The 20,051-nt window shown below is 71.1% G+C and carries 16 protein-coding genes and 1 pseudogene; 11 read left to right on the forward strand and 6 right to left on the reverse strand.

The features are described 5' to 3' along the window. Positions 1-88: 88 nt before the first annotated feature. Both ACZ6SQ_RS21355 and ACZ6SQ_RS21360 read left to right on the forward strand, forming a co-directional pair. The gene (locus ACZ6SQ_RS21355; protein ID WP_469564329.1) at positions 89-2,353 is read left to right on the forward strand and encodes a heavy metal translocating P-type ATPase; all 2,265 of its coding nucleotides are present in this window, start codon (positions 89-91) and stop codon (positions 2,351-2,353) included. Positions 2,354-2,491: 138 nt separating this feature from the next. After that, complete coding sequence (locus ACZ6SQ_RS21360; protein WP_469564331.1) at positions 2,492-3,028, forward strand: hypothetical protein; 537 nt, start codon at positions 2,492-2,494, stop codon at positions 3,026-3,028. Here the strand turns inward: ACZ6SQ_RS21360 and ACZ6SQ_RS21365 are convergent. The 3 genes and pseudogenes from ACZ6SQ_RS21365 to ACZ6SQ_RS21375 form a co-directional block, all read right to left on the reverse strand. Further along, positions 3,018-4,172 carry a serine hydrolase domain-containing protein gene (locus ACZ6SQ_RS21365; protein ID WP_469564332.1) on the reverse strand — a complete coding sequence of 385 codons (1,155 nt, stop codon included), beginning with the start codon at positions 4,170-4,172 and terminating at the stop codon, positions 3,018-3,020. The two genes, ACZ6SQ_RS21360 and ACZ6SQ_RS21365, sit on opposite strands and share 11 nt — an antisense overlap. 171 nt (positions 4,173-4,343) lie before the next feature. Next, on the reverse strand, positions 4,344-5,030 hold the full coding sequence (locus ACZ6SQ_RS21370; RefSeq protein WP_469564336.1) for a glycerophosphodiester phosphodiesterase: 687 nt from the start codon (positions 5,028-5,030) through the stop codon (positions 4,344-4,346). Positions 5,031-5,050: 20 nt separating this feature from the next. Continuing rightward, positions 5,051-6,213 (reverse strand): annotated as a pseudogene (locus ACZ6SQ_RS21375) (adenosine deaminase). 56 nt (positions 6,214-6,269) lie between these two features. Between ACZ6SQ_RS21375 and ACZ6SQ_RS21380 the strand changes: the two are divergent. Continuing rightward, on the forward strand, positions 6,270-7,154 hold the full coding sequence (locus tag ACZ6SQ_RS21380) for a DUF4190 domain-containing protein (protein WP_469564338.1): 885 nt from the start codon (positions 6,270-6,272) through the stop codon (positions 7,152-7,154). Positions 7,155-7,319: 165 nt separating this feature from the next. Here ACZ6SQ_RS21380 and ACZ6SQ_RS21385 read toward each other — a convergent pair whose 3' ends face one another. Then, positions 7,320-7,883 (reverse strand): NADAR family protein, encoded by a 564-nt coding sequence (locus tag ACZ6SQ_RS21385; protein WP_469564342.1) that lies wholly within the window; start codon positions 7,881-7,883, stop codon positions 7,320-7,322. Between the two features lie 212 nt (positions 7,884-8,095). Between ACZ6SQ_RS21385 and ACZ6SQ_RS21390 the strand changes: the two genes are divergently transcribed. The 8 genes from ACZ6SQ_RS21390 (at position 8,096) to ACZ6SQ_RS21425 (ending at position 17,762) form a co-directional block, all read left to right on the forward strand. Further along, on the forward strand, positions 8,096-9,631 hold the full coding sequence (locus ACZ6SQ_RS21390; RefSeq protein ID WP_469564344.1) for a gamma-aminobutyraldehyde dehydrogenase: 1,536 nt from the start codon (positions 8,096-8,098) through the stop codon (positions 9,629-9,631). A 56-nt stretch (positions 9,632-9,687) separates the two neighbouring features. Continuing rightward, complete coding sequence (locus ACZ6SQ_RS21395) at positions 9,688-10,935, forward strand: polyamine ABC transporter substrate-binding protein (protein ID WP_469564346.1); 1,248 nt, start codon at positions 9,688-9,690, stop codon at positions 10,933-10,935. Beyond that, positions 10,932-12,110 (forward strand): ABC transporter ATP-binding protein, encoded by a 1,179-nt coding sequence (locus tag ACZ6SQ_RS21400; protein ID WP_469564350.1) that lies wholly within the window; start codon positions 10,932-10,934, stop codon positions 12,108-12,110. Before ACZ6SQ_RS21395 ends, ACZ6SQ_RS21400 begins: the two co-directional genes overlap by 4 nt. Further along, entirely contained in the window at positions 12,110-13,036 is a 927-nt protein-coding gene (locus tag ACZ6SQ_RS21405) for an ABC transporter permease (protein ID WP_469564352.1), read from the forward strand. Before ACZ6SQ_RS21400 ends, ACZ6SQ_RS21405 begins: the two co-directional genes overlap by 1 nt. After that, entirely contained in the window at positions 13,037-13,837 is an 801-nt protein-coding gene (locus tag ACZ6SQ_RS21410) for an ABC transporter permease (protein WP_469564354.1), read from the forward strand. A 23-nt stretch (positions 13,838-13,860) separates the two neighbouring features. Continuing rightward, positions 13,861-15,288 (forward strand): NAD(P)/FAD-dependent oxidoreductase, encoded by a 1,428-nt coding sequence (locus tag ACZ6SQ_RS21415; protein ID WP_469564357.1) that lies wholly within the window; start codon positions 13,861-13,863, stop codon positions 15,286-15,288. A 115-nt stretch (positions 15,289-15,403) separates the two neighbouring features. Next, positions 15,404-15,856: a bifunctional DNA primase/polymerase gene (locus ACZ6SQ_RS21420; protein WP_469564360.1), complete on the forward strand. Its 453-nt coding sequence runs from the start codon at positions 15,404-15,406 to the stop codon at positions 15,854-15,856. A gap of 109 nt (positions 15,857-15,965) precedes the next feature. Further along, the gene (locus ACZ6SQ_RS21425) at positions 15,966-17,762 is read left to right on the forward strand and encodes a chitinase (RefSeq protein ID WP_469564363.1); all 1,797 of its coding nucleotides are present in this window, start codon (positions 15,966-15,968) and stop codon (positions 17,760-17,762) included. Here ACZ6SQ_RS21425 and ACZ6SQ_RS21430 read toward each other — a convergent pair. Continuing rightward, positions 17,701-18,288: a phosphatase PAP2 family protein gene (locus ACZ6SQ_RS21430; protein WP_469564365.1), complete on the reverse strand. Its 588-nt coding sequence runs from the start codon at positions 18,286-18,288 to the stop codon at positions 17,701-17,703. The two genes, ACZ6SQ_RS21425 and ACZ6SQ_RS21430, sit on opposite strands and share 62 nt — an antisense overlap. Before the next feature lie 395 nt (positions 18,289-18,683). Further along, entirely contained in the window at positions 18,684-20,018 is a 1,335-nt protein-coding gene (gabT, locus tag ACZ6SQ_RS21435) for a 4-aminobutyrate--2-oxoglutarate transaminase (RefSeq protein ID WP_386377983.1), read from the reverse strand. Between the last annotated feature and the right edge of the window lie 33 nt (positions 20,019-20,051).

Here is a 20,051-nt window from a genome sequence, read left to right on the forward strand (position 1 = left end):
AGGTCTTGCCAGAGAATACCTGAGGGGGGTATACCTGGAGTCGTCAGATACCCCCAAGGGGTATGCGTTCGGTCCTGGAGGACTCCTCATGACCACGACGGCACCCGAGGCCACCGACGCCGACCGGGTCGAGCTCGCCATCGGCGGTATGACCTGCGCCTCCTGCGCGGCGCGCATCGAGAAGAAGCTCAACCGCATGGACGGCGTCACGGCCACGGTCAACTACGCGACCGAGAAGGCGCAGGTGACCTACGCGGGTGCCGTGACCGTGCCCGACCTGATCGCGACGGTCGAGGCCACCGGGTACACCGCGCGGGAGCCGCGGCCGGCCGTGGCCGAGCCCGGCCCCGAGCGGGCCGAGGCCGAGCCCGATGAGCTGAGGCCGCTCAAGGAGCGGCTGGTCACCGCCGTCGTGCTGGCCGTGCCGGTGATCGCGATGGCGATGATCCCCGCGCTCCAGTTCGAGTACTGGCAGTGGCTGTCGCTGACCCTGGCGGCGCCCGTGGTGACGTACGCGGCCTGGCCGTTCCACCGGGCCGCGTGGACCAACGCCCGGCACGGGGCCGCGACGATGGACACGCTCATCTCGGTCGGCACCTCGGCGGCGTTCCTCTGGTCGCTGTGGGCGCTGTTCCTCGGCACCGCCGGGACGCCCGGCATGACCCACCCCTTCGAGCTGACCATCGCCCGTACCGACGGCTCGGGGAACATCTACCTGGAGGCCGCGGCCGGAGTCACCGCCTTCATCCTGGCGGGGCGCTACTTCGAGGCCCGCTCCAAGCGGAAGGCCGGTGCCGCGCTGAAGGCGCTGCTGGAGCTGGGCGCCAAGGAGGTCACCGTCCTGCGCGGCGGCCGCGAGGAACTGATCCCGGTCGGCGAGCTGAAGGCCGGCGACCGCTTCCTGGTCCGCCCCGGGGAGAAGATCGCGACCGACGGCACCGTGGTGGAGGGCTCCTCCGCGGTGGACGCCTCGATGCTGACCGGCGAGTCCGTGCCCGTCGAGGTCGGCGTCGGCGACGGCGTCACCGGCGCCACCCTGAACGCGGGCGGCCGGCTGGTCGTCGAGGCCACCCGGGTCGGCGCGGACACCCAGCTCGCCCGGATGGCCCGGCTCGTCGAGGACGCGCAGAACGGCAAGGCCGCCGCACAGCGGCTCGCCGACCGGATCTCCGGGGTGTTCGTCCCCGTCGTCATCGCCCTCGCGCTCGGCACCCTCGGCTTCTGGCTCGGCAACGGCGCCGGGCTGACCGCCGCCTTCACCGCCGCCGTGGCCGTGCTGATCATCGCCTGCCCCTGCGCCCTGGGCCTGGCCACCCCGACCGCGCTGATGGTCGGCACCGGCCGCGGCGCCCAGCTGGGCATCCTGATCAAGGGCCCCGAGGTCCTGGAGAGCACCCGCAAGGTCGACACCATCGTGCTGGACAAGACCGGCACCGTGACCACCGGCCGTATGACCCTTCTCGCCGTCCACACCGCCGAGGGCACCGACGAGGCCGACGTCCTGCGTCTGGCGGGAGCCCTGGAGCACGCCTCCGAGCACCCCGTCGCCCAGGCCGTCGCCACGGGAGCCCTCGACAAGCTCGGCTCGCTGCCCACGCCGCAGGACTTCGCCAACATCGCCGGTCTCGGCGTGCAGGGCGTCGTCGAGGACCACGCGGTCCTGGTCGGGCGGGAGAAGCTGCTGGGGGAGTGGGCGATCGGTCTGCCCGCCGGCCTGGAGCGCGCCAGGGCCGAGGCCGAGGCAAGCGGCCGTACCGCCATCGCGGTCGCCTGGGACGGCGAGGCCCGTGCGGTCCTGGAGGTCGCGGATGCCGTCAAGGACACCAGCCGCGAGGCCGTCACCCGGCTGCGCGCCCTCGGGCTGACCCCGATCCTGCTCACCGGGGACAACGAGGCCGTCGCCCGCGCGGTGGCCGCCGAGGTCGGCATCGCCCCCGAGCACGTGATCGCCGAGGTCATGCCGCAGGACAAGGTCGACGTCGTCAAGCGCCTCCAGGGCGAGGGCCGTTCGGTCGCCATGGTCGGCGACGGCGTCAACGACGCGGCCGCCCTCGCGCAGGCCGACCTGGGCCTGGCCATGGGTACCGGCACGGACGCGGCGATCGAGGCCGGCGACCTGACCCTGGTCCGCGGTGACCTGCGGGTGGCCGCCGACGCGATCCGGCTCGCCCGCCGCACCCTCGGCACCATCCGCTCCAACCTGTTCTGGGCCTTCGCCTACAACGTGGCCGCCCTGCCGCTCGCCGCGGCCGGGCTGCTCAACCCGATGCTGGCCGGTGCCGCGATGGCCTTCTCCTCGGTCTTCGTCGTCGGCAACTCCCTGCGGCTGCGCCGCTTCCGGGCGGCGAGCTGACAGCCGCACCGCTTTCGAGTGGTGAGCTGACAGCCGCACCGCTTCCGGGCGGCGAGCCGACAACGGCTCGAAGCGGGGCCCCTGTTGCTGAGGGGCCCCGCTTTTGAACGTGTTCAATTCCAAGCGTACGCTGGCCCCATGAATGACAGAGCCGCCCTGCTGAAGGGCATCCGTGCCTGGCTGGTCCTCTTCGTCGTCTGCCTGGTACTCAGCGGCGCCACGGCCTTCCCGCTGGTCCACGAACTGCGCTGGACCGAGGACCTGTTGCACGCCCTGTCCGTGCAGGACCACCTGCCGGGCCTTACGGACTGGATCACCCGGGTGCGCAGCGGACTCGACGCCGCCGACGCCGACTACCCGTTCCTCCTCTACGGCACCGACTGGCTGGCCTTCGCCCACCTGGTCATCGCCGTCGCCTTCTACGGCGTCTTCCGGGACCCGGTCCGCAACATCTGGGTCGTGGAGTTCGGGATGATCGCCTGCGCCGGGATCGTCCCGCTCGCACTGATCTGCGGGCCGATCCGCGACATCCCCTTGTGGTGGAGCGTCGTCGACATGTCCTTCGGTGTCTTCGGGGTGATCCCGCTGTACGTCGTACGTCGCCGGATCAAGCGGCTGGAGGCGCTGACCGCCACACCCCCGAGCGCGCTGGACACCCCGCCCGTCACCGCGTGAACGCCGGGAACGCGAAGCGCTGGGCCAGGGCCAGGCCCTGGGAACGCGCGTCGGTGGAGTTGACCGAGAAGACCACGGTGCGGCACAGGTCCGGCGTCGCGGCGACACCCGTGGCGTACCCGGGCCGTGAGCCCGACTTGCCCCAGATCTCCTGGCCGTCGAGGGTGAAGCGCTCCAGCGCCATGCCGTAGCGCGCCCCGTCGAACGGCACGGTCAGCATCTCCCGCACCAGCGCGGGCGGTACGACCCGGCCGCCCAGGACGCCCTTCAGCAGCCGCTCCAGGTCGGCGGTCGTCGAGATCAGATCGCCGGCCGCCCACCGGTCGGACATGTTCCACTCGGTGACGTCGACCAGTTCGCCGCCGATCCACTCGTACCCGCGGTTGTGCGGCCCGTGCACCCGCCGGTCCGGGCCGGCCGGGAACGACGAACCACGCATGCCCAGCGGCCCGAAGACCCGCGCCCGCGCCTGATGCGCGTACGTGTCGCCGGTGACCTGCTCGATCAGCAGGCCGAGCACGGTGTAGTGGATGTTGCCGTACGTCTGCCGCGAACCGGGCGTGTACCCCGGGCCCTTGGCGACGGCGGCCGCGACCACCTCCCGCGGTGTCAGCGTCTCGAATCGGTGCGGGAACATCTCCTCGGTAGAGTCGCCGAACCCCACGCCGGGCTGGACACCGCTGGTGTACGTCAGCAACTGGCGCACGGTCACCGGCTCGAAGTCGTCGGTGAGCAGACCCGGCAGATACTCCTGCACGGTCCCGTCGAGGGCGATACGGCCCTCGGACACCAGTTGCAGCACCACCGAGGCGGTCACCAGCTTGGTCACCGAGCCCGCCCGGAACCGGCCCCGTTCCAGCACCGGCGCCCCGGTGCGCAGATCGCGCACCCCGGCCGCGCCGTGCCAGGCGCCCTTGCCGCCCACCCGGACCAGCGCCGCGGTCACGTCGTCGGCCGGAATGCCGGCCAGCGCGGCGGAGAGGGCCTCGGTGTCCGGGGCGCCGGTGCCGGCACAGGCCGCGGGGACGGGGCGCCCGCCGGACGCGGCGAACACGGGGGCGGCCAGCGGGCCGGCCGTGAGGGCGAGCGCGAGAGAGGCGGCGAGGGCGGCGGTGACCAGGGAAGTACGGCTGCGCGGACGCATGGGCGGGCTCCTCGGAGGACCGGGTGCGGACGATGTGTGATCATCCTGCGGCCCCGCGCACCGCCGCGGATCGTCGCCGAGGAGGGCACCGCCCCTCGGGAAACCCTCAGCAACTCACCCCTGGAAAAGGGGAGTTGTCAGGGTCCGGCCCCTACGGGACCGGTCCGGCCCCTACGGGACGTCCTTCAGGGCGCTCAGCACCTCCACGCGGTTGGTCGTGATCGAGTCGACGCCCATGCCGATGAGACGGCGCATGCTGCGGCGGGTGTCCGGCGTCCACACCGACAGCAGCAGCCCGTCGCGGTGCACCCGCTCGGCGAGGTCACGGCTGACCAGGCCCCAGCGGTAGTTGAGCCAGCGCGGCCGTACGGCCGCCAGCAGGCCGGCGCGCGGCGGCGCCAGCGTCGTCCAGGTCAGCGCGATCTCGGCCGAACCGTCTGCCTCGCGCACCGCCAGCATCGCCTCGGCGGCGGCGCAGTAGTACACGCGGTCCCGTGCCCCGCTCGCGCGCACCGCGTCCACCACCCGGGCCGCGGTGCGCACATCGCGCAGGCCCGGCAGGTCGACCATCACCCGGTGCCCGTCGGTCGCGGCCAGCGCCTCGGCGAGCGTCGGCACCGCGCCCTCGGTCAGGCCCCGCAGCTCCTCCGTGGACAGCGTCCGCAGCGGCCGGTCCACCTCCCACAGCCGCTTCAGCGTCTCGTCGTGCAGCAGCACCGGCACGCCGTCCCGGGTGAGCCGTACGTCGATCTCCACGGCGTCCGCGCCCAGTTCGAGCGCGGAACGCAGGGAGTCGAGGGTGTTCTCGCGGTAGCGGTAGGGGGCACCGCGGTGGGCCACGGCGGTCACGTTCTGCATGGGCCCATTGTGATCCGACGTCAGGGCGCCAGCCACGCCGCGGTGTACGTGTCGATCTCGTCGACGATCCGCTGCTTGCCGGTCTCGTCGAGGAAGGAGGCCTCCACGGCGTTCTTCGCGAGCTCTCCGAGGCCGCGCTCGTCCAGCCCCAGCAGCCGGGCGGCGACCGCGTACTCGCTGTTGAGGTCGGTGCCGAACATCGGCGGGTCGTCGGAGTTGACCGTCACCAGCACGCCGGCCGCCACGAAGTCGTTGATGGGGTGCTCGTCGAGCGTGGTGACCGCACGCGTGGCGATGTTGGAGGTGGGGCACACCTCCAGCGCGATCCGGTTCTCGGCGAGGTGGCGCAGCAGCTTCTCGTCCTGGGCCGAGCTGGTGCCGTGCCCGATGCGCTCGGCGCCGAGGTAGGTCAGCGCGTCCCACACGGTCTCCGGGCCGGTGGTCTCGCCGGCGTGCGGCACGGAGTGCAGCCCGGCGGCGATGGCCTGGTCGAAGTAGGGCTTGAACTGCGGTCGCGGTACGCCGATCTCGGGCCCGCCGAGTCCGAAGGAGACCAGGCCCTCGGGGCGCAGCCGGTCGTCGGTGGCCAGCCGCACGGTCTCCTCGGCGGACGCCAGCCCCGCCTCGCCGGGGATGTCGAAGCACCAGCGCAGCACGGTCCCGAACTCGGTCTCGGCGGCCTTGCGGGCGTCCTCGATGGCGTCCATGAAGGCCCGCTCGTCGATACCGCGCCGGGTGGAGGAGTACGGCGTGATGGTCAGCTCGGCGTAGCGCACCTGCTGGCGGGCCAGCTCACGGGCCACCTCGAAGGTCAGCAGCCGGACGTCCTCCGGGGTGCGGATGAGGTCGACGACGGACAGGTACACGTCGATGAAGTGGGCGAAGTCCGTGAAGGTGAAGTAGTCCGCGAGAGCCTCGGAGTCGGTGGGCACCTTGGAGTCGGGGTGGCGGGCGGCCAGTTCGGAGACGATCCGGGGGGAGGCGGAGCCGACGTGGTGGACGTGCAGTTCGGCCTTGGGCAGTCCGGCGATGAACGCGTGCAGGTCGCCGGAGCCGCTTGCGGCGGTCGGGATGGCGCGGTCGGTCAAGGGTTCCTCCCGGGAACGGCGTCCCCGGACCGGCGGGCCCGGGACGCTGGTGATCGGCTGATCGGTGACTCGGGATCATCGTAGGCCGGGGGCACGGCTCGGGAACGAGGGCCGTAGCATGACGGGACTGCCGACAGAGGGGATCTGGCGCATGTCCGACGAGACGCAGCCGCCGGCCGGGCCGCAGCACGGTGGCGCGACGCCGCCCCAGGGCGACGGTTCGTGGTCGGCGCCCCAGGACGCGGCCGGGCCGGTTCCGCTGGGCAAGGGCGGCACCGCGGGGCCGGCCCCCGCCGCGGGCCCCGAGCGTGATCTCTGGGCGCCGCCCGCCGACGACGGCTCGCCCGGTCCGGGGCACACCATCGCCTCCGGCGCGCTGCCCATCGTGAACCCGTCCATGCACGACCAGCAGACGGTCACCTCCCTGCCGAGCCTGGGCGGCGGCCCGCAGCCCGCGCCCTGGACCGACCCGTCGGCCCAGGCCCCCGGCGGCTACCCACCGCCCGCCGCGCAGACGCCCGCCTCCGGCACACCGGGTGCCACGGACCCCTTCGCCCCGCCGGCCGCGTCCTACCCGCCCCCGGCCGGCCCCTTCGCGGCTCCCGGAGCCGGTCAGCCCGTCCCGCCGCCGCCCCTCTCGCCCGACGGTCCCGGCCAGCCGGGGTACGGCTACCCGGGCGGCACGGCCGGTTACGGCTATCCCGGCGGCACCTCCGGCTACGGCTACCCGGGTTCGGCGCAGCCGGCCCCCGCGGGGCCCGGCTACTACGGGTGGCCGGGGCTGCCGCCGGTGCCCAGCAACGGCATGGGCACGGCCGGTCTCGTGCTCGGCATCATCGCGGACGTCGTCTTCTGTCTGTGGCCGGTGGCCATCGTCGTGGGCATCCTGGCCGTGATCTTCGGTGCCGTCGGCCGTGCCAAGGCGGGCCGCGGCGAGGCCACCAACCCGGGCCAGGCCCTGGCCGGAATCATCTGCGGCGTGGTCGGCATCGCCCTGGGTGTGGGCTTCGGCGTACTGGTGGTGGCCAACGCGTAGGACGGGCGCGACGGGCCGGGCCGGGCTGCCCCTATCCCGGGCCGGGCCGGGGTGCCCCCGGGCCGGGATGCCCGGGATACCCGGAGGTCATGGCCACGGGTGAGCCAGGGGCCCCTCAGGCCCCGCCCCGAAGCCGCCCGCTATGGCCCGCGCGAAGCCGGCCCCTCAGACCCCGCCGCCCCGAAGCCGCTCCCGCGCCTCCATCAGCGCGAACCCCAGCAGGTTCGGCCCCTTCCAGCGCTCCGGGTCCCACGCCCCGTCGTCGTTCGCCGCAAGTCCGATGCCCCAGACGCGGTCCACCGGACTGGCCTCCACCAGCACCCGCTGTCCCGTGCCGAGCAGGAACTCCCGCAGCCCGGGATGCGCGGCGAACTTGTGGACGCTGCCCTCGACCACGATCCCGAAGCGCTCGCGCTGCCATATGCCCTCGTCGAAGCCCCGCACCAGCCGCCCGGCCTTCTTCGCCTGCGAGGGGTGCCCGGAGGCGAGGATCTGCCGCTCCGCCTCGGGGTCGTCGAACAGCCGCGCCTTGCCGGCCATCATCCAGTGCTCGGCCGTCGCGTACCGCACACCGTCCACCGTGAACGGCGACGGCCACCACTGGCTCAGACAGCTCGCGCCGATCCGGCCGTCGGCCGTGGGCCTGTGCCCCCAGAAGTGCAGATACTTGATCCCCACCCCCGCGTGGACCTCCCTGATCAGGGCATCCCGAGAATCGATCTTTCGCATGCACGCGAGTGTGGCACGCACCACTGACAGTCCGTCTTCGGTTTTTCGTGTCGACTCGACACCTGGTCGACAGATTCCGTTGCGTAACCAAAAGGCAACAACGGAATCACTTGTTGGAGTCCATGTGCTCTGTCAGGATCGGCACTCAAATCGAGCTGGAGCTACGCCCACCCGCCCCCGTGGACAGCGGGGCGAAGGCGGAGGAGAGCGACATGCACAACCCGGGCAACGCCACCCCGGAACGATTCCCCGCACATGACCGCTTCGCGGCCGGGGCGCAGTACATCGCGGGCCGCTTCACGAAGGGCACCTCGGGCCGTACCCACACGGTCACCGACCCGGCCACCGGCGAGGAGGTCCTCACCTACGAGCTGGCGGGAACCGGTGACGTCGACGCGGCCGTGGCCGCCGCCCGCGAGGCCTTCCCCGGCTGGGCCGGGGCCACCCCGGGCGAGCGCTCCGACGCGCTGCACCGGCTGGCCGCGGTGATCGCCGAGCGCGCCGAGGAGTTCGCCCGCGCCGAGTCCCTCCAGTGCGGCAAGCCGCTGAAGCTGACCCGTGAGTTCGACGTGCCGGGCACGATCGACAACACGGCCTTCTTCGCGGGCGCCGCCCGGCATCTGCAGGGCCAGTCGGCGGGAGAGTACTCCGGCGACCACACCTCGTACGTGCGCCGCGAGCCCATCGGCGTGGTCGGCTCCATCGCACCCTGGAACTACCCGCTCCAGATGGCCGCCTGGAAGATCCTCCCGGCCGTCGCCGCGGGCAACACGATCGTGCTGAAGCCCGCCGAGCTGACCCCGCTCACCTCGCTGCTGTTCGCCGAGGCTTGCACCGAGGCGGGTCTGCCCGACGGCGTGGTCAACGTCGTCACGGGCCTCGGCCGCGAGGCCGGCGAGCACCTGGTCGGCCACCCGGACGTGGCCATGACCTCCTTCACCGGCTCCACCGCGGTCGGCAGGCGCGTCGCCGAGATCGCCACGGCCACCGTCAAGCGCCTCCACCTGGAGCTCGGCGGCAAGGCGCCCTTCCTCGTGTTCGACGACGCCGACCTGGACGCCGCCGTCAACGGCGCGGTCGCGGGCTCCCTGATCAACACCGGCCAGGACTGCACCGCCGCCACGCGCGCGTACGTGCAGAGGCCGCTCTACGAGGCCTTCGTCGAGCGGACCGCCGCCCTGATGGAGACCGTCCGCCTGGGCGACCCGTTCGCGGCCGGCACCGACCTCGGCCCGCTGGTCTCCCACGCGCAGCGCGACCGTGTCGCCGCCTTCGTCGACCGGGCGCGCGGGTACGCGCGCGTGGTGACCGGCGGTGAGGCCCCCGGCGGCGAGCTGGCCAAGGGCGCCTACTACCGGCCGACGCTGGTCGCCGGCGCGGCCCAGGACAGCGAGATCGTCCAGTCCGAGATCTTCGGGCCCGTCCTGGTCGTGCTGCCCTTCGACACGGACGACGAGGGTATCGCGCTGGCCAACGACACCCCGTACGGGCTGGCTGCCTCCGCCTGGAGCCGGGACGTCTACCGGGCGAACCGGGCCACCCGGGAGATCAAGGCGGGCTGTGTGTGGGTGAACGACCACATCCCGATCATCAGCGAGATGCCGCACGGAGGTTATGGCCAGTCCGGCTTCGGTAAGGACATGTCGGCGCATTCGTTCGAGGAATACACGCAGATCAAGCATGTGATGTTCGACAATACGGCGGTGGCGAGGAAGGACTGGCACCGCACGATCTTCGGGGACCGCTAGCCGTACCAGGCCGCCTGACCAGCGTCCGACAGACCTCCCGAAAGGGCACCAAACGCATGGAGCAGTACGAGCCCGACCGCCTCTCCGCGGCCCAGGTGGCCGCCATGCGGCGCAGCTTCCGCAACGGCAGGGCCTCCCTCACTCGCCGGTCCCTGCTGCGCGCCTCCGCGGGCGGCGCGCTCGCGGTCGGCGGTGCGGCGGCCCTGACCGGCTGCGGCATCCCCGCCGCCGGCAAGACGCAGGGCGGGGAGTCCGCCGACGACCGCTCGGCGAAGGAGAAGACCGTCAGCTTCTCCAACTGGACCGAGTACATGGACGTGGACGAGAGCGAGAAGCACCACCCCACGCTCGACCGGTTCACCGAGCGGACCGGCATCAAGGTCAAGTACACCGAGGACATCAACGACAACGTCGAGTTCTTCGGCAAGATCAAGCCGCAGCTCGCCGCGGGCCAGGACACCGGGCGCGACATCATCGTCCTCACCGACTGGCTGGCGGCCCGGCTGATCCGCCTCGGTTGGGTCCAGAAACTGGACCCGTCCAACCTGCCGAACGCCTACGCCAACCTCTCCCCCCAGTTCCGCTCCCCGGACTGGGACCCGGGCCGCGCCTACTCCTACGTATGGCAGGGCATCTCCACGGTCATCGCGTACAACAAGAAGGCGCTGGACGGCGTCGAGGTGAAGACGGTCTCCGACCTGCTCGACAACCCCAGGCTCAAGGGCCGGGTCGGTTTCCTGTCGGAGATGCGCGACAGCATCGGCATGACCCTGCTCGACATGGGCAAGGACCCGGGGAACTTCACGGCCGACGACTACGACGCGGCCGTCGCCCGGCTCCAGAAGGCCGTCGACAAGGGCCAGATCCGCCGCTTCACCGGCAACGACTACACCTCGGACCTGACCAGCGGTGACTTCGCCGCCTGCGTCGCCTGGGCCGGTGACGTCGTCCAATTGAAGGCGGACAGCCCCGACATCGACTTCATCATCCCGGACAGCGGTTACATCACGTCGACCGACAACATGCTGATCCCCAACAAGGCGCGGCACAAGGAGAACGCCGAGCGGCTCATCGACTACTACTACGAGCCGCAGGCGGCCGCCGAGCTCGCCGCGTACATCAACTACGTCTGTCCGGTCGACGGCGTGAAGCAGGAACTGGCGAAGATCGACGAGGATGCGGCGAACAACCCGCTGATCATCCCCGACAAGGCCATGGCCGCGAAGTCCCGCGCCTTCCGCTCGCTGAGCTCGAAGGAAGAGACGGAATTTGAACAGAAGTTCGCGAAGCTGACGGGGGCGTGACCGACGTGACCACCAAGAACGACAACACCGGCGACGTCCGACTCACCGGCATCAGCAAGACGTACGCCAATGGCTTCACCGCCGTGCAGCCGCTCGACCTGACCGTCCCGCAGGGCTCGTTCTTCGCCCTGCTCGGCGCCTCCGGCTGCGGCAAGACCACCACCCTGCGCATGATCGCGGGCCTGGAGGAGCCGACCACCGGCACGGTCTTCCTCGGCGACCAGGACGTCACGCGGCTGCCGCCGTACAAGCGGCCGGTCAACACGGTCTTCCAGTCCTACGCCCTCTTCCCGCACCTCGACATCTTCGAGAACGTCGCCTTCGGTCTGCGCCGGCGCGGCATCAAGAGCGTGAAGAAGCAGGTCGAGGACATGCTCGAGCTGGTCCAGCTCGGCGAGCAGGCCCGCAAGAAGCCCCACCAGCTCTCCGGCGGCCAGCAGCAGCGCGTCGCGGTCGCCCGCGCCCTGATCAACACCCCGAAGGTGCTCCTCCTCGACGAGCCCCTCGGCGCCCTCGACCTCAAGCTGCGCCGCCAGATGCAGCTGGAGCTCAAGCGCATCCAGACCGAGGTCGGCATCACCTTCGTGCACGTCACGCACGACCAGGAGGAGGCCATGACCATGGCCGACACGGTCGCCGTGATGAACGCGGGCCGCGTCGAGCAGCTCGGCGCCCCGGCCGATCTGTACGAGAACCCGAGGACCACCTTCGTCGCCAACTTCCTCGGCACCTCCAACCTCATCGAGGCCGAGGTCGACGCGCGCGGCGGCGACGAGATCGTCCTCAGGGCGGGCGGCGGCAAGCTCGTCCTGCCCGCCGGGCGCTCCTCGGCACCGGCCGCGACCGGCGGCAGGATGCTGGTCGGGGTGCGTCCGGAGAAGATCTCCCTCGCGCACGCCGACGACGCCGGTGAGATACCCGACGGCCGCAACCGCATCACGGGCAAGATCGCCGACGCGAGTTTCATCGGCGTCTCCACGCAGTACGTCATCGACAGCCCGGTCTGCCCGGAGCTCTCGGTCTACGTCCAGAACGTCGACCGCGACACCCGGCTGGTCCCCGGCGCCGACGTCGTCCTGCACTGGAACCCGGCGCACACTTTCGGACTGGACTCCGCGCAGTCCCTGCTTGCTGGGACAGCGGGCGACGCGGGCATCCAGGAAGAGGCGGTCTGATGGCGACGCTGACCGAGGCGCCGCCCCTGGCGCCGGCCCCCGAGAAGGCGAAGCCCCCGCGCAAGCGGGGCCGCTGGACGCCCTACCTCCTGCTGCTGCCCGGACTCGCCTGGCTGGTGGTGTTCTTCGCGCTGCCGATGGTCTACCAGGCGTCGACCTCCGTGCAGACCGGCTCTCTGGAGGAGGGCTACGAGGTCACCTGGCACTTCGCCACCTACTGGGACGCGCTGACCGAGTACTACCCGCAGTTCCTGCGGTCGGTGCTCTACGCGGGCTCCGCGACGGTGCTGTGTCTGGTGCTGGGCTACCCGCTGGCGTACCTCATCGCCTTCCGGGCGGGCCGCTGGCGGAACCTGATCATGATCCTGGTGATCGCGCCGTTCTTCACCAGCTTCCTGATCCGCACCCTGGCCTGGAAGACGATCCTCGCGGACAGCGGCCCGGTCGTGGAGGCGCTCAACACCCTGCACGTCCTGGATGTCACCAGCTGGCTCGGCATGACCGCGGGAGACCGGGTACTGGCCACCCCGCTCGCGGTGGTGTGCGGTCTGACCTACAACTTCCTGCCGTTCATGATCCTGCCGCTGTACACCTCGCTGGAGCGCATCGACCCGCGTCTGCACGAGGCGGCGGGCGACCTGTACGCGCGGCCGGCCACCACCTTCCGCCGGGTCACCTTCCCGCTGTCGATGCCCGGTGTCGTCTCCGGCACGCTGCTGACCTTCATCCCGGCCGCCGGTGACTACGTCAACGCCGATCTGCTCGGCTCCACGGACACCCGCATGATCGGCAATGTGATCCAGACGCAGTTCCTGCGGATCCTGGACTATCCGACGGCGGCCGCCCTCTCCTTCATCCTGATGTTCGCGATCCTCGTCATGGTGTCGCTCTACATCCGCAAGTCCGGCACGGAGGATCTGGTTTAAATGGCCTTCGTCAACTGGCTCCGGCGCCATTTCGTCGTCATCGCGGGCCTGATCACGCTCGGTTATCTGCTGCTGCCCAACATCGTCGTGACGGTGTTCTCCTTCAACGATCCGAAGGGCCGCTTCAACTACCAGTGGCAGCAGTTCTCCACCGAGGCCTGGACCGACCCGTGCGGTGTGGCGGGGATGTGCGACTCGCTCACCCTCAGCCTCCAGATCGCGCTGTGGTCGACGCTGGGCGCCACCGCCCTCGGCACGATGATCGCCTTCGCGCTGGTCCGCTACCGCTTCCGGGCGCGCGGTGCGGTCAACTCGCTGATCTTCATGCCGATGGCGATGCCCGAGGTCGTCATGGCCGCCTCGCTGCTCACCCTGTTCCTCAACATGGGTGTCCAGCTGGGCTTCTGGACGATCCTGATCGCCCACATCATGTTCTGCCTCAGCTTCGTCGTGACGGCCGTCAAGGCCCGCGTCATGTCGATGGACCCGAAGCTGGAGCAGGCCGCGCAGGACCTCTACGCCGGCCCGTTCCAGACGTTCATCAGGGTCACCCTGCCCATCGCGGCCCCCGGAATCGCCGCGGGCGCGCTGCTCGCCTTCGCGCTCTCCTTCGACGATTTCATCATCACCAATTTCAACGCGGGCTCGACCGTCACCTTCCCCATGTTCGTCTGGGGATCGGCCCAGCGCGGTACGCCCGTCCAGATCAATGTCATCGGTACGGCCATGTTCGTCATCGCCGTACTGCTCGTCCTGACCTCCACGGTCATCAGCAGTCGACGCAACAAGCAAAAGGCGTAAAGCCCTTGTAGGGAGTTGAAATCATGGCCCCGAGCGCCATGAGTCGTGGCAATCACTGGACAAAAGCACTCTCCGACGCCCAGCCGGTCCCGTACTGGCTGGACGACCCCGGCCGGCCCCGCCCCGAACCCGCGCTGACCGGCGCCGAGACCTGCGACCTGCTGGTCGTGGGCGGCGGTTACAGCGGACTGTGGACCGCGCTCCTGGCCAAGGAGCGCGACCCGCAGGCGGACGTCGTCCTGCTGGAAGGCCGCGAGGTGGGCTGGGCCGCCTCGGGCCGCAACGGCGGCTTCTGCGCCGCCTCCCTCACCCACGGTCTGCCCAACGGGCTCGCCCGCTGGCCGGACGAGATCCACAGGCTCCAGGAGCTGGGCACCCGCAACCTCGACGAGATCGAGAAGGCGGTCGCCCGCTACGGCCTGGACTGCGAGTTCGAGCGCACCGGCGAGATCGATGTCGCGACCGAGACGTACCAGGCGTGGGAACTGCGCGACTGGTACGAGGAGATGCGGCGCGAGGGACTCGCCGAGGACATGGAGTTCCTCGACGCCGACGCGGTGCGCGAACAGGTCGACTCACCGACCTTCCAGGCCGGCCTGTACGACCGGCGCGGCGTGGCCATGCTCAACCCGGCCAAGCTGGTGTGGGGCCTGAAGCGGGCCTGCGTCGAACTCGGCGTCCGGGTCTACGAGCACACGCCCGCGCTGACCCTGAAGCCCTACGGCACCGGGATGGCCGTGCGCACCCCGTACGGCCGGGTGCGCGCCCGCAAGGTGGCGCTGGGCACCAACATCTTCCCCAGCCTGGTCAAGCGGGTGCGCTCGTTCACCGTGCCGGTCTACGACTACGCCCTGATGACCGAGCCGCTCGGCCAGGAGCAGCTGGACGCGATCGGCTGGAAGAACCGGCAGGGGCTCGGGGACAGCGCCAACCAGTTCCACTACTTCCGGCTCAGCGCCGACAACCGCGTCCTGTGGGGCGGCTACGACGCGGTCTATCCGTACGGCGGACGGGTGCGGGCGGAGTACGACGACCGGCCGGAGACCTACGCCAAGCTCGCCGAGCACTTCTTCACCTGCTTCCCGCAGCTGGAGGGGACGCGTTTCACGCACGCCTGGGGCGGAGCCATCGACACCTGCTCGCGCTTCTCGGCCTTCTTCGGCACCGCCCACCAGGGCAAGGTGGCGTACGCGGCGGGCTACACGGGTCTCGGCGTCGGCGCGACCCGGTTCGGCGCCGACGTGATGCTGGACCTGCTGGCGGGGGAGCGCACCGAGCGCACCGAGCTGGAGATGGTCCGCAGGAAGCCGCTGCCGTTCCCGCCGGAGCCGTTCGCCTGGACCGGTATCGCCCTGACCAAGTGGTCGCTGGCCCGCGCGGACGCGCACGGCGGGCGGCGCAATCTGTGGCTGCGGGCGATGGACCGGCTGGGGCTGGGCTTCGATTCCTGAATCCCGGTGAGCGCCGTCACCCGAAAGTGGGCGGCAAAGCCGCGTAATGATCGGCGCGGACCTCCCTCTCCCTCGTGGACGCGAACGTGTCCATGAGCGAGAGGGAGGTTTCTTCATGGCTGGGCCGAAGACCGCGGTGGAGTGGCTGGCGTCCGTCGCACCGGACCCCGAGGCGTGCCGCTGGGAGTGGGAGCGCAATCCGCTCGGGGTCGCCCTGCTGCCCGCCGGGCGGGCCTGGGACGTGCTGATCCTGCCGGGCGGGCTCGGCTACCCCACCCTCGACGTGCTGACCCGCATCCTCGCCCGGCCCGGCCCGGTGCTGGTCGACATCACCGACAGCCGGATGGGGTTCCTGGTACCGCCCGGCACGGCCGCCCGCTGGATCGGCACGGGCATCCGCACGGCCGGGGCGGGCAGCTGGGTCGTGGTGCCCCATCCGGTCCGCTCCGCCGGCGGAGTGCGCTGGCTGGTGTCACCGGACGGCTCGGGCACCCTCACCGACCCGGCGCGGCTGGAACTGGCGATGCACGAGGCGGCGGCCGGTCTCGCCAGGGACGGGGGCGACTAGAGCGCCCCAAGGGACGGGCCGGTCACCGCGAGAGGTCTTGACCACTCAATTGGTCTGGACCAAGCTGGCAGCGCTCCACCCTCCATCTCCCCCATGCCCGGAGGCACTTGTGGAACGCTCCAGACCCCTGGTCGCCCTGCTGACGGCCGCGGCACTCGCCGTACCCGGCATCACCGCGCTGTCGTCGGCCGCCCGTGCGGCCGACGCGGACCTCGCGCGCAACGGCGGGTTCGAGGCCGGACTCGACGGCTGGACCTGCACCGCGGGCACCACCGTCACCTCGCCCGTGCGCACCGGCACCCGCGCGCTCCAGGCCACCCCGGCCGGCGGCGACAACGCCCGCTGCTCCCAGACGGTGACCGTGCAGCCGGACGCGCAGTACACGCTGTCCGGCTACGTCCGAGGCTCCTACGTCTATCTCGGCGCGAGCGGCACCGGCACCACCGACGTCTCCGCCTGGACCCAGTCCGCCCCCGACTGGCAGCGGCTGACGACGACCTTCCGCACCGGCCCGTCCACCACCCGCGTCACCCTGTACACCCACGGCTGGTACGGCACCGGCGCCTACCACGCCGACGACATCTCCCTGGTCGGCCCCGGCGCGACCCCCACCCAGCCGCCCGCCACCCCCACCGGCCTCACGGTCGGCACCGTCACCTCCAGCAGCGTCGCCCTGTCCTGGCCCGCGGTCTCCGGCGCCACGAGCTACGCCGTGTACCGGGGCGGCACCAAGGTCCAGACGGTGACGGGCACTTCGGCCACCGTCACCGGCCTGTCGCCCGCCACCGCCTACGCCTTCCAGGTCTCCGCCCTCAACGACGCAGGGGAGTCCGCGCGTTCGGCCACCGTCAACGCGACCACCGCCCCGGGCGGCGGGGGCGGCAACCCCGGCCTCCCGGCGCACGCCCTCGTCGGCTACCTCCACACCACCTTCGCCAACGGCTCCGGCTACACCCGACTGGCCGACGTGCCCGACAGCTGGGACGTCATCGACCTGGCCTTCGGGGAACCCACCTCGGTCACCTCCGGCGACATCCGCTTCAACCGCTGCCCGGTCACCGAGTGCCCGAACGTGGAGAGCGACGCCGAGTTCAAGGCCGCCGTCAAGGCCAAGCAGGCGGCCGGCAAGAAGGTCCTGATCTCCATCGGCGGCCAGAACGGCCAGGTGCAGCTGACCACGGCCGCCGCGCGCGACACCTTCGTCTCCTCGGTCTCGCGGATCATCGACGAGTACGGACTCGACGGCCTCGACATCGACTTCGAGGGCCACTCCCTGTCCCTGAACGCCGACGACACCGACTTCAGGAACCCCAAGACCCCGGTCGTCGTCAACCTCATCTCCGCACTGAAGACCCTCAAGGCCCGCTACGGCGCCGAGTTCGTGCTGTCGATGGCCCCGGAGACCTTCTTCGTGCAGATGGGCTACCAGTTCTACGGCACCGGCAAGTGGGGCGGCCAGGACCCGCGCTGCGGGGCGTACCTCCCGGTCATCCACGCCCTGCGCGACGACCTGACCCTGCTGCACGTCCAGGACTACAACTCCGGCCCGATCATGGGCCTGGACAACCAGTACCACTCCATGGGCGGCGCCGACTTCCACATCGCCATGACCGACATGCTGCTCACCGGCTTCCCGGTCGCGGGCGACACCAGCAACGTCTTCCCGCCGCTGCGTCCGGACCAGGTCGCGATCGGCATGCCGGCGTCGACCAACGCGGGCAACGGCCATGTCGCCCCCGCCGAGGTCGTGAAGACCCTGGACTGCCTGACGAAGAAGACCAACTGCGGCTCGTACACCACCCACGGCACCTGGCCCGCGCTGCGCGGCCTGATGACCTGGTCGGTCAACTGGGACCGCTTCTCGAACTGGGAGTTCCAGCGGACGTTCGACGGCTACTTCGGCTGAGCGCGGCGACATAGGCGGTCAGCAGCACCGCCGACAGGCACCAACTGGCCACGACGTCCAGTGGCCAGTGGTAGCCGCGCCGGACGAGGCCGTAGGAGACGCCGAGCACGAGCGCGGCGTACACCGTCACGATCACACGCCGCAGAAGGACGGAGGAGACCCGGGAGAGGAGGAGCAGGGCGGCCGCGCCGTAGGCGACGGCCGCCGTCGCCGTGTGGCCGGAGGGGAAGTAGCCGGTGCCCGGCGGCACGGCCGGGGTGCCGGGCCGGCCGGTGAGTTCCTTGACCGGGACGACCAGCGCGGGCACCAGCACCATCAGCAGCGCCGTCCAGACGACCGGAAGCCACCAGCGCCGTACGCCCTCGCGCCGGGACAGCCCGCCCGAGTACACCGCCGCCACGGCGACCACGGGAAGCGCGACCAGCGCACTGCCCAGGTCGGAGAGCCACTCGGAGAGTCGGCCGGGGCGTACCAGCGCCCGGCTCAGCCGCTCGTCCAGGCCGACCAGCGGGCCGTCGGCCACCACCTGCCAGGTGATCAGGCCGAAGAGAACGGCCGGGAGCAGCAGAAGGAGGAAAAAGGTCGGCCGCCCCGGAACAGGGGGGGTGGTTCCGGGGCGGCCGAACGGATCGGAACGCCGCGCGCCCCGGGGGGTCTGGGGCGGGCGACCGTCCGATCGGTGAGGAGATCCGGAGCCTGAAGCCCCGTCTGTGTGCGCGAGGGCACGACCAGGTCGAAGCTGGGGAGGCCCCGGCCTGGCATCGCCCGTGGTGCCCCACGAGCGGGGTGTATCTCTCATCTGGGAAGAACTTACGTCAGGGTGCGGGGCCGGAACAGCCGGAACGGCGTCCTGCCATCTACCCCGCACACCTTCTTCACACGTCTGCCGCAGACGCCCCTTCAGAGGTGCGGACCACCTGCTCAGATGCGCGCGAACGCCTGCTCGATGATGTCGAGACCCTCGTTCAGCAGGTCGTCGCCGATGACCAGCGGCGGCAGGAAACGCAGCACGTTGCCGTAGGTGCCACAGGTCAGGACCAGCAGGCCCTCGGCGTGGCACGCCTTGGCGAGCGCGGCGGTCGCCTCCGGGTTCGGCTCCTTGGTGGCGCGGTCCTTGACCAGCTCGATGGCGATCATGGCGCCGCGGCCGCGGATGTCGCCGATGATGTCGAACTTCTCGGCCATGGCGCCGAGGCGGGCCTTCATGACCGCCTCGATGTTCTTCGCCTTGGCGTTGAGGTCGAGCTCCTTCATCGTCTCGATGGAGCCGAGCGCACCGGCGCAGGCCACCGGGTTGCCGCCGTAGGTGCCGCCCAGGCCGCCGGCGTGCGCGGCGTCCATGATCTCGGCGCGGCCGGTCACCGCGGCCAGCGGCAGACCGCCGGCGATGCCCTTGGCGGTGGTGATCAGGTCCGGGACGATGCCCTCGTCCTCGCAGGCGAACCACTGGCCGGTGCGGCAGAAGCCGGACTGGATCTCGTCGGCGACGAAGACGATGCCGTTGTCGTTGGCGTACTTCACGATCGCCGGCAGGAAGCCCTTGGCCGGCTCGATGAAGCCGCCCTCGCCGAGCACCGGCTCGATGATGATCGCGGCGACGTTGTCGGCGCCGATCTGCTTGTTGATCATGTCGATGGCCTGGGCGGACGCCTCGGCACCGGCGTTCTCCGGACCCGTCAGCCAGCGGTAGCCGTAGGCGACCGGGACGCGGTAGACCTCGGGCGCGAACGGGCCGAAGCCGTTCTTGTACGGCATGTTCTTCGCGGTCAGGGCCATCGTCAGGTTCGTCCGGCCGTGGTAGCCGTGGTCGAAGACGACGACGGCCTGGCGCTTGGTGTACGCGCGGGCGATCTTCACCGCGTTCTCGACGGCCTCGGCGCCCGAGTTGAACAGCGCGGACTTCTTGGCGTGGTCACCCGGGGTGAGCTCGGCGAGGGCCTCGGCGACCTCCACGTAGCCCTCGTAGGGGGTGACCATGAAACAGGTGTGGGTGAAGTCGGCGAGCTGGGCGCTCGCGCGGCGTACGACGGCCTCGGCCGAGGCGCCCACGGAGGTCACGGCGATGCCGGAACCGAAGTCGATCAGGCGGTTGCCGTCGACGTCCTCGATGATGCCGCCGCCGGCGCGCGCGGTGAACACGGGCAGCACCGAGCCCACGCCCTGCGCCACCGTCGCGAGACGGCGGGCCTGAAGCTCCTGCGACTTCGGGCCGGGGATGGCGGTGACGACGCGGCGCTCCTGCGGAACTGCGGTCATGAGGGCTCCTGTGGGTCTTACGGACGTCTTTAC

This window comes from Streptomyces sp. NPDC048600 (assembly GCF_055587025.1).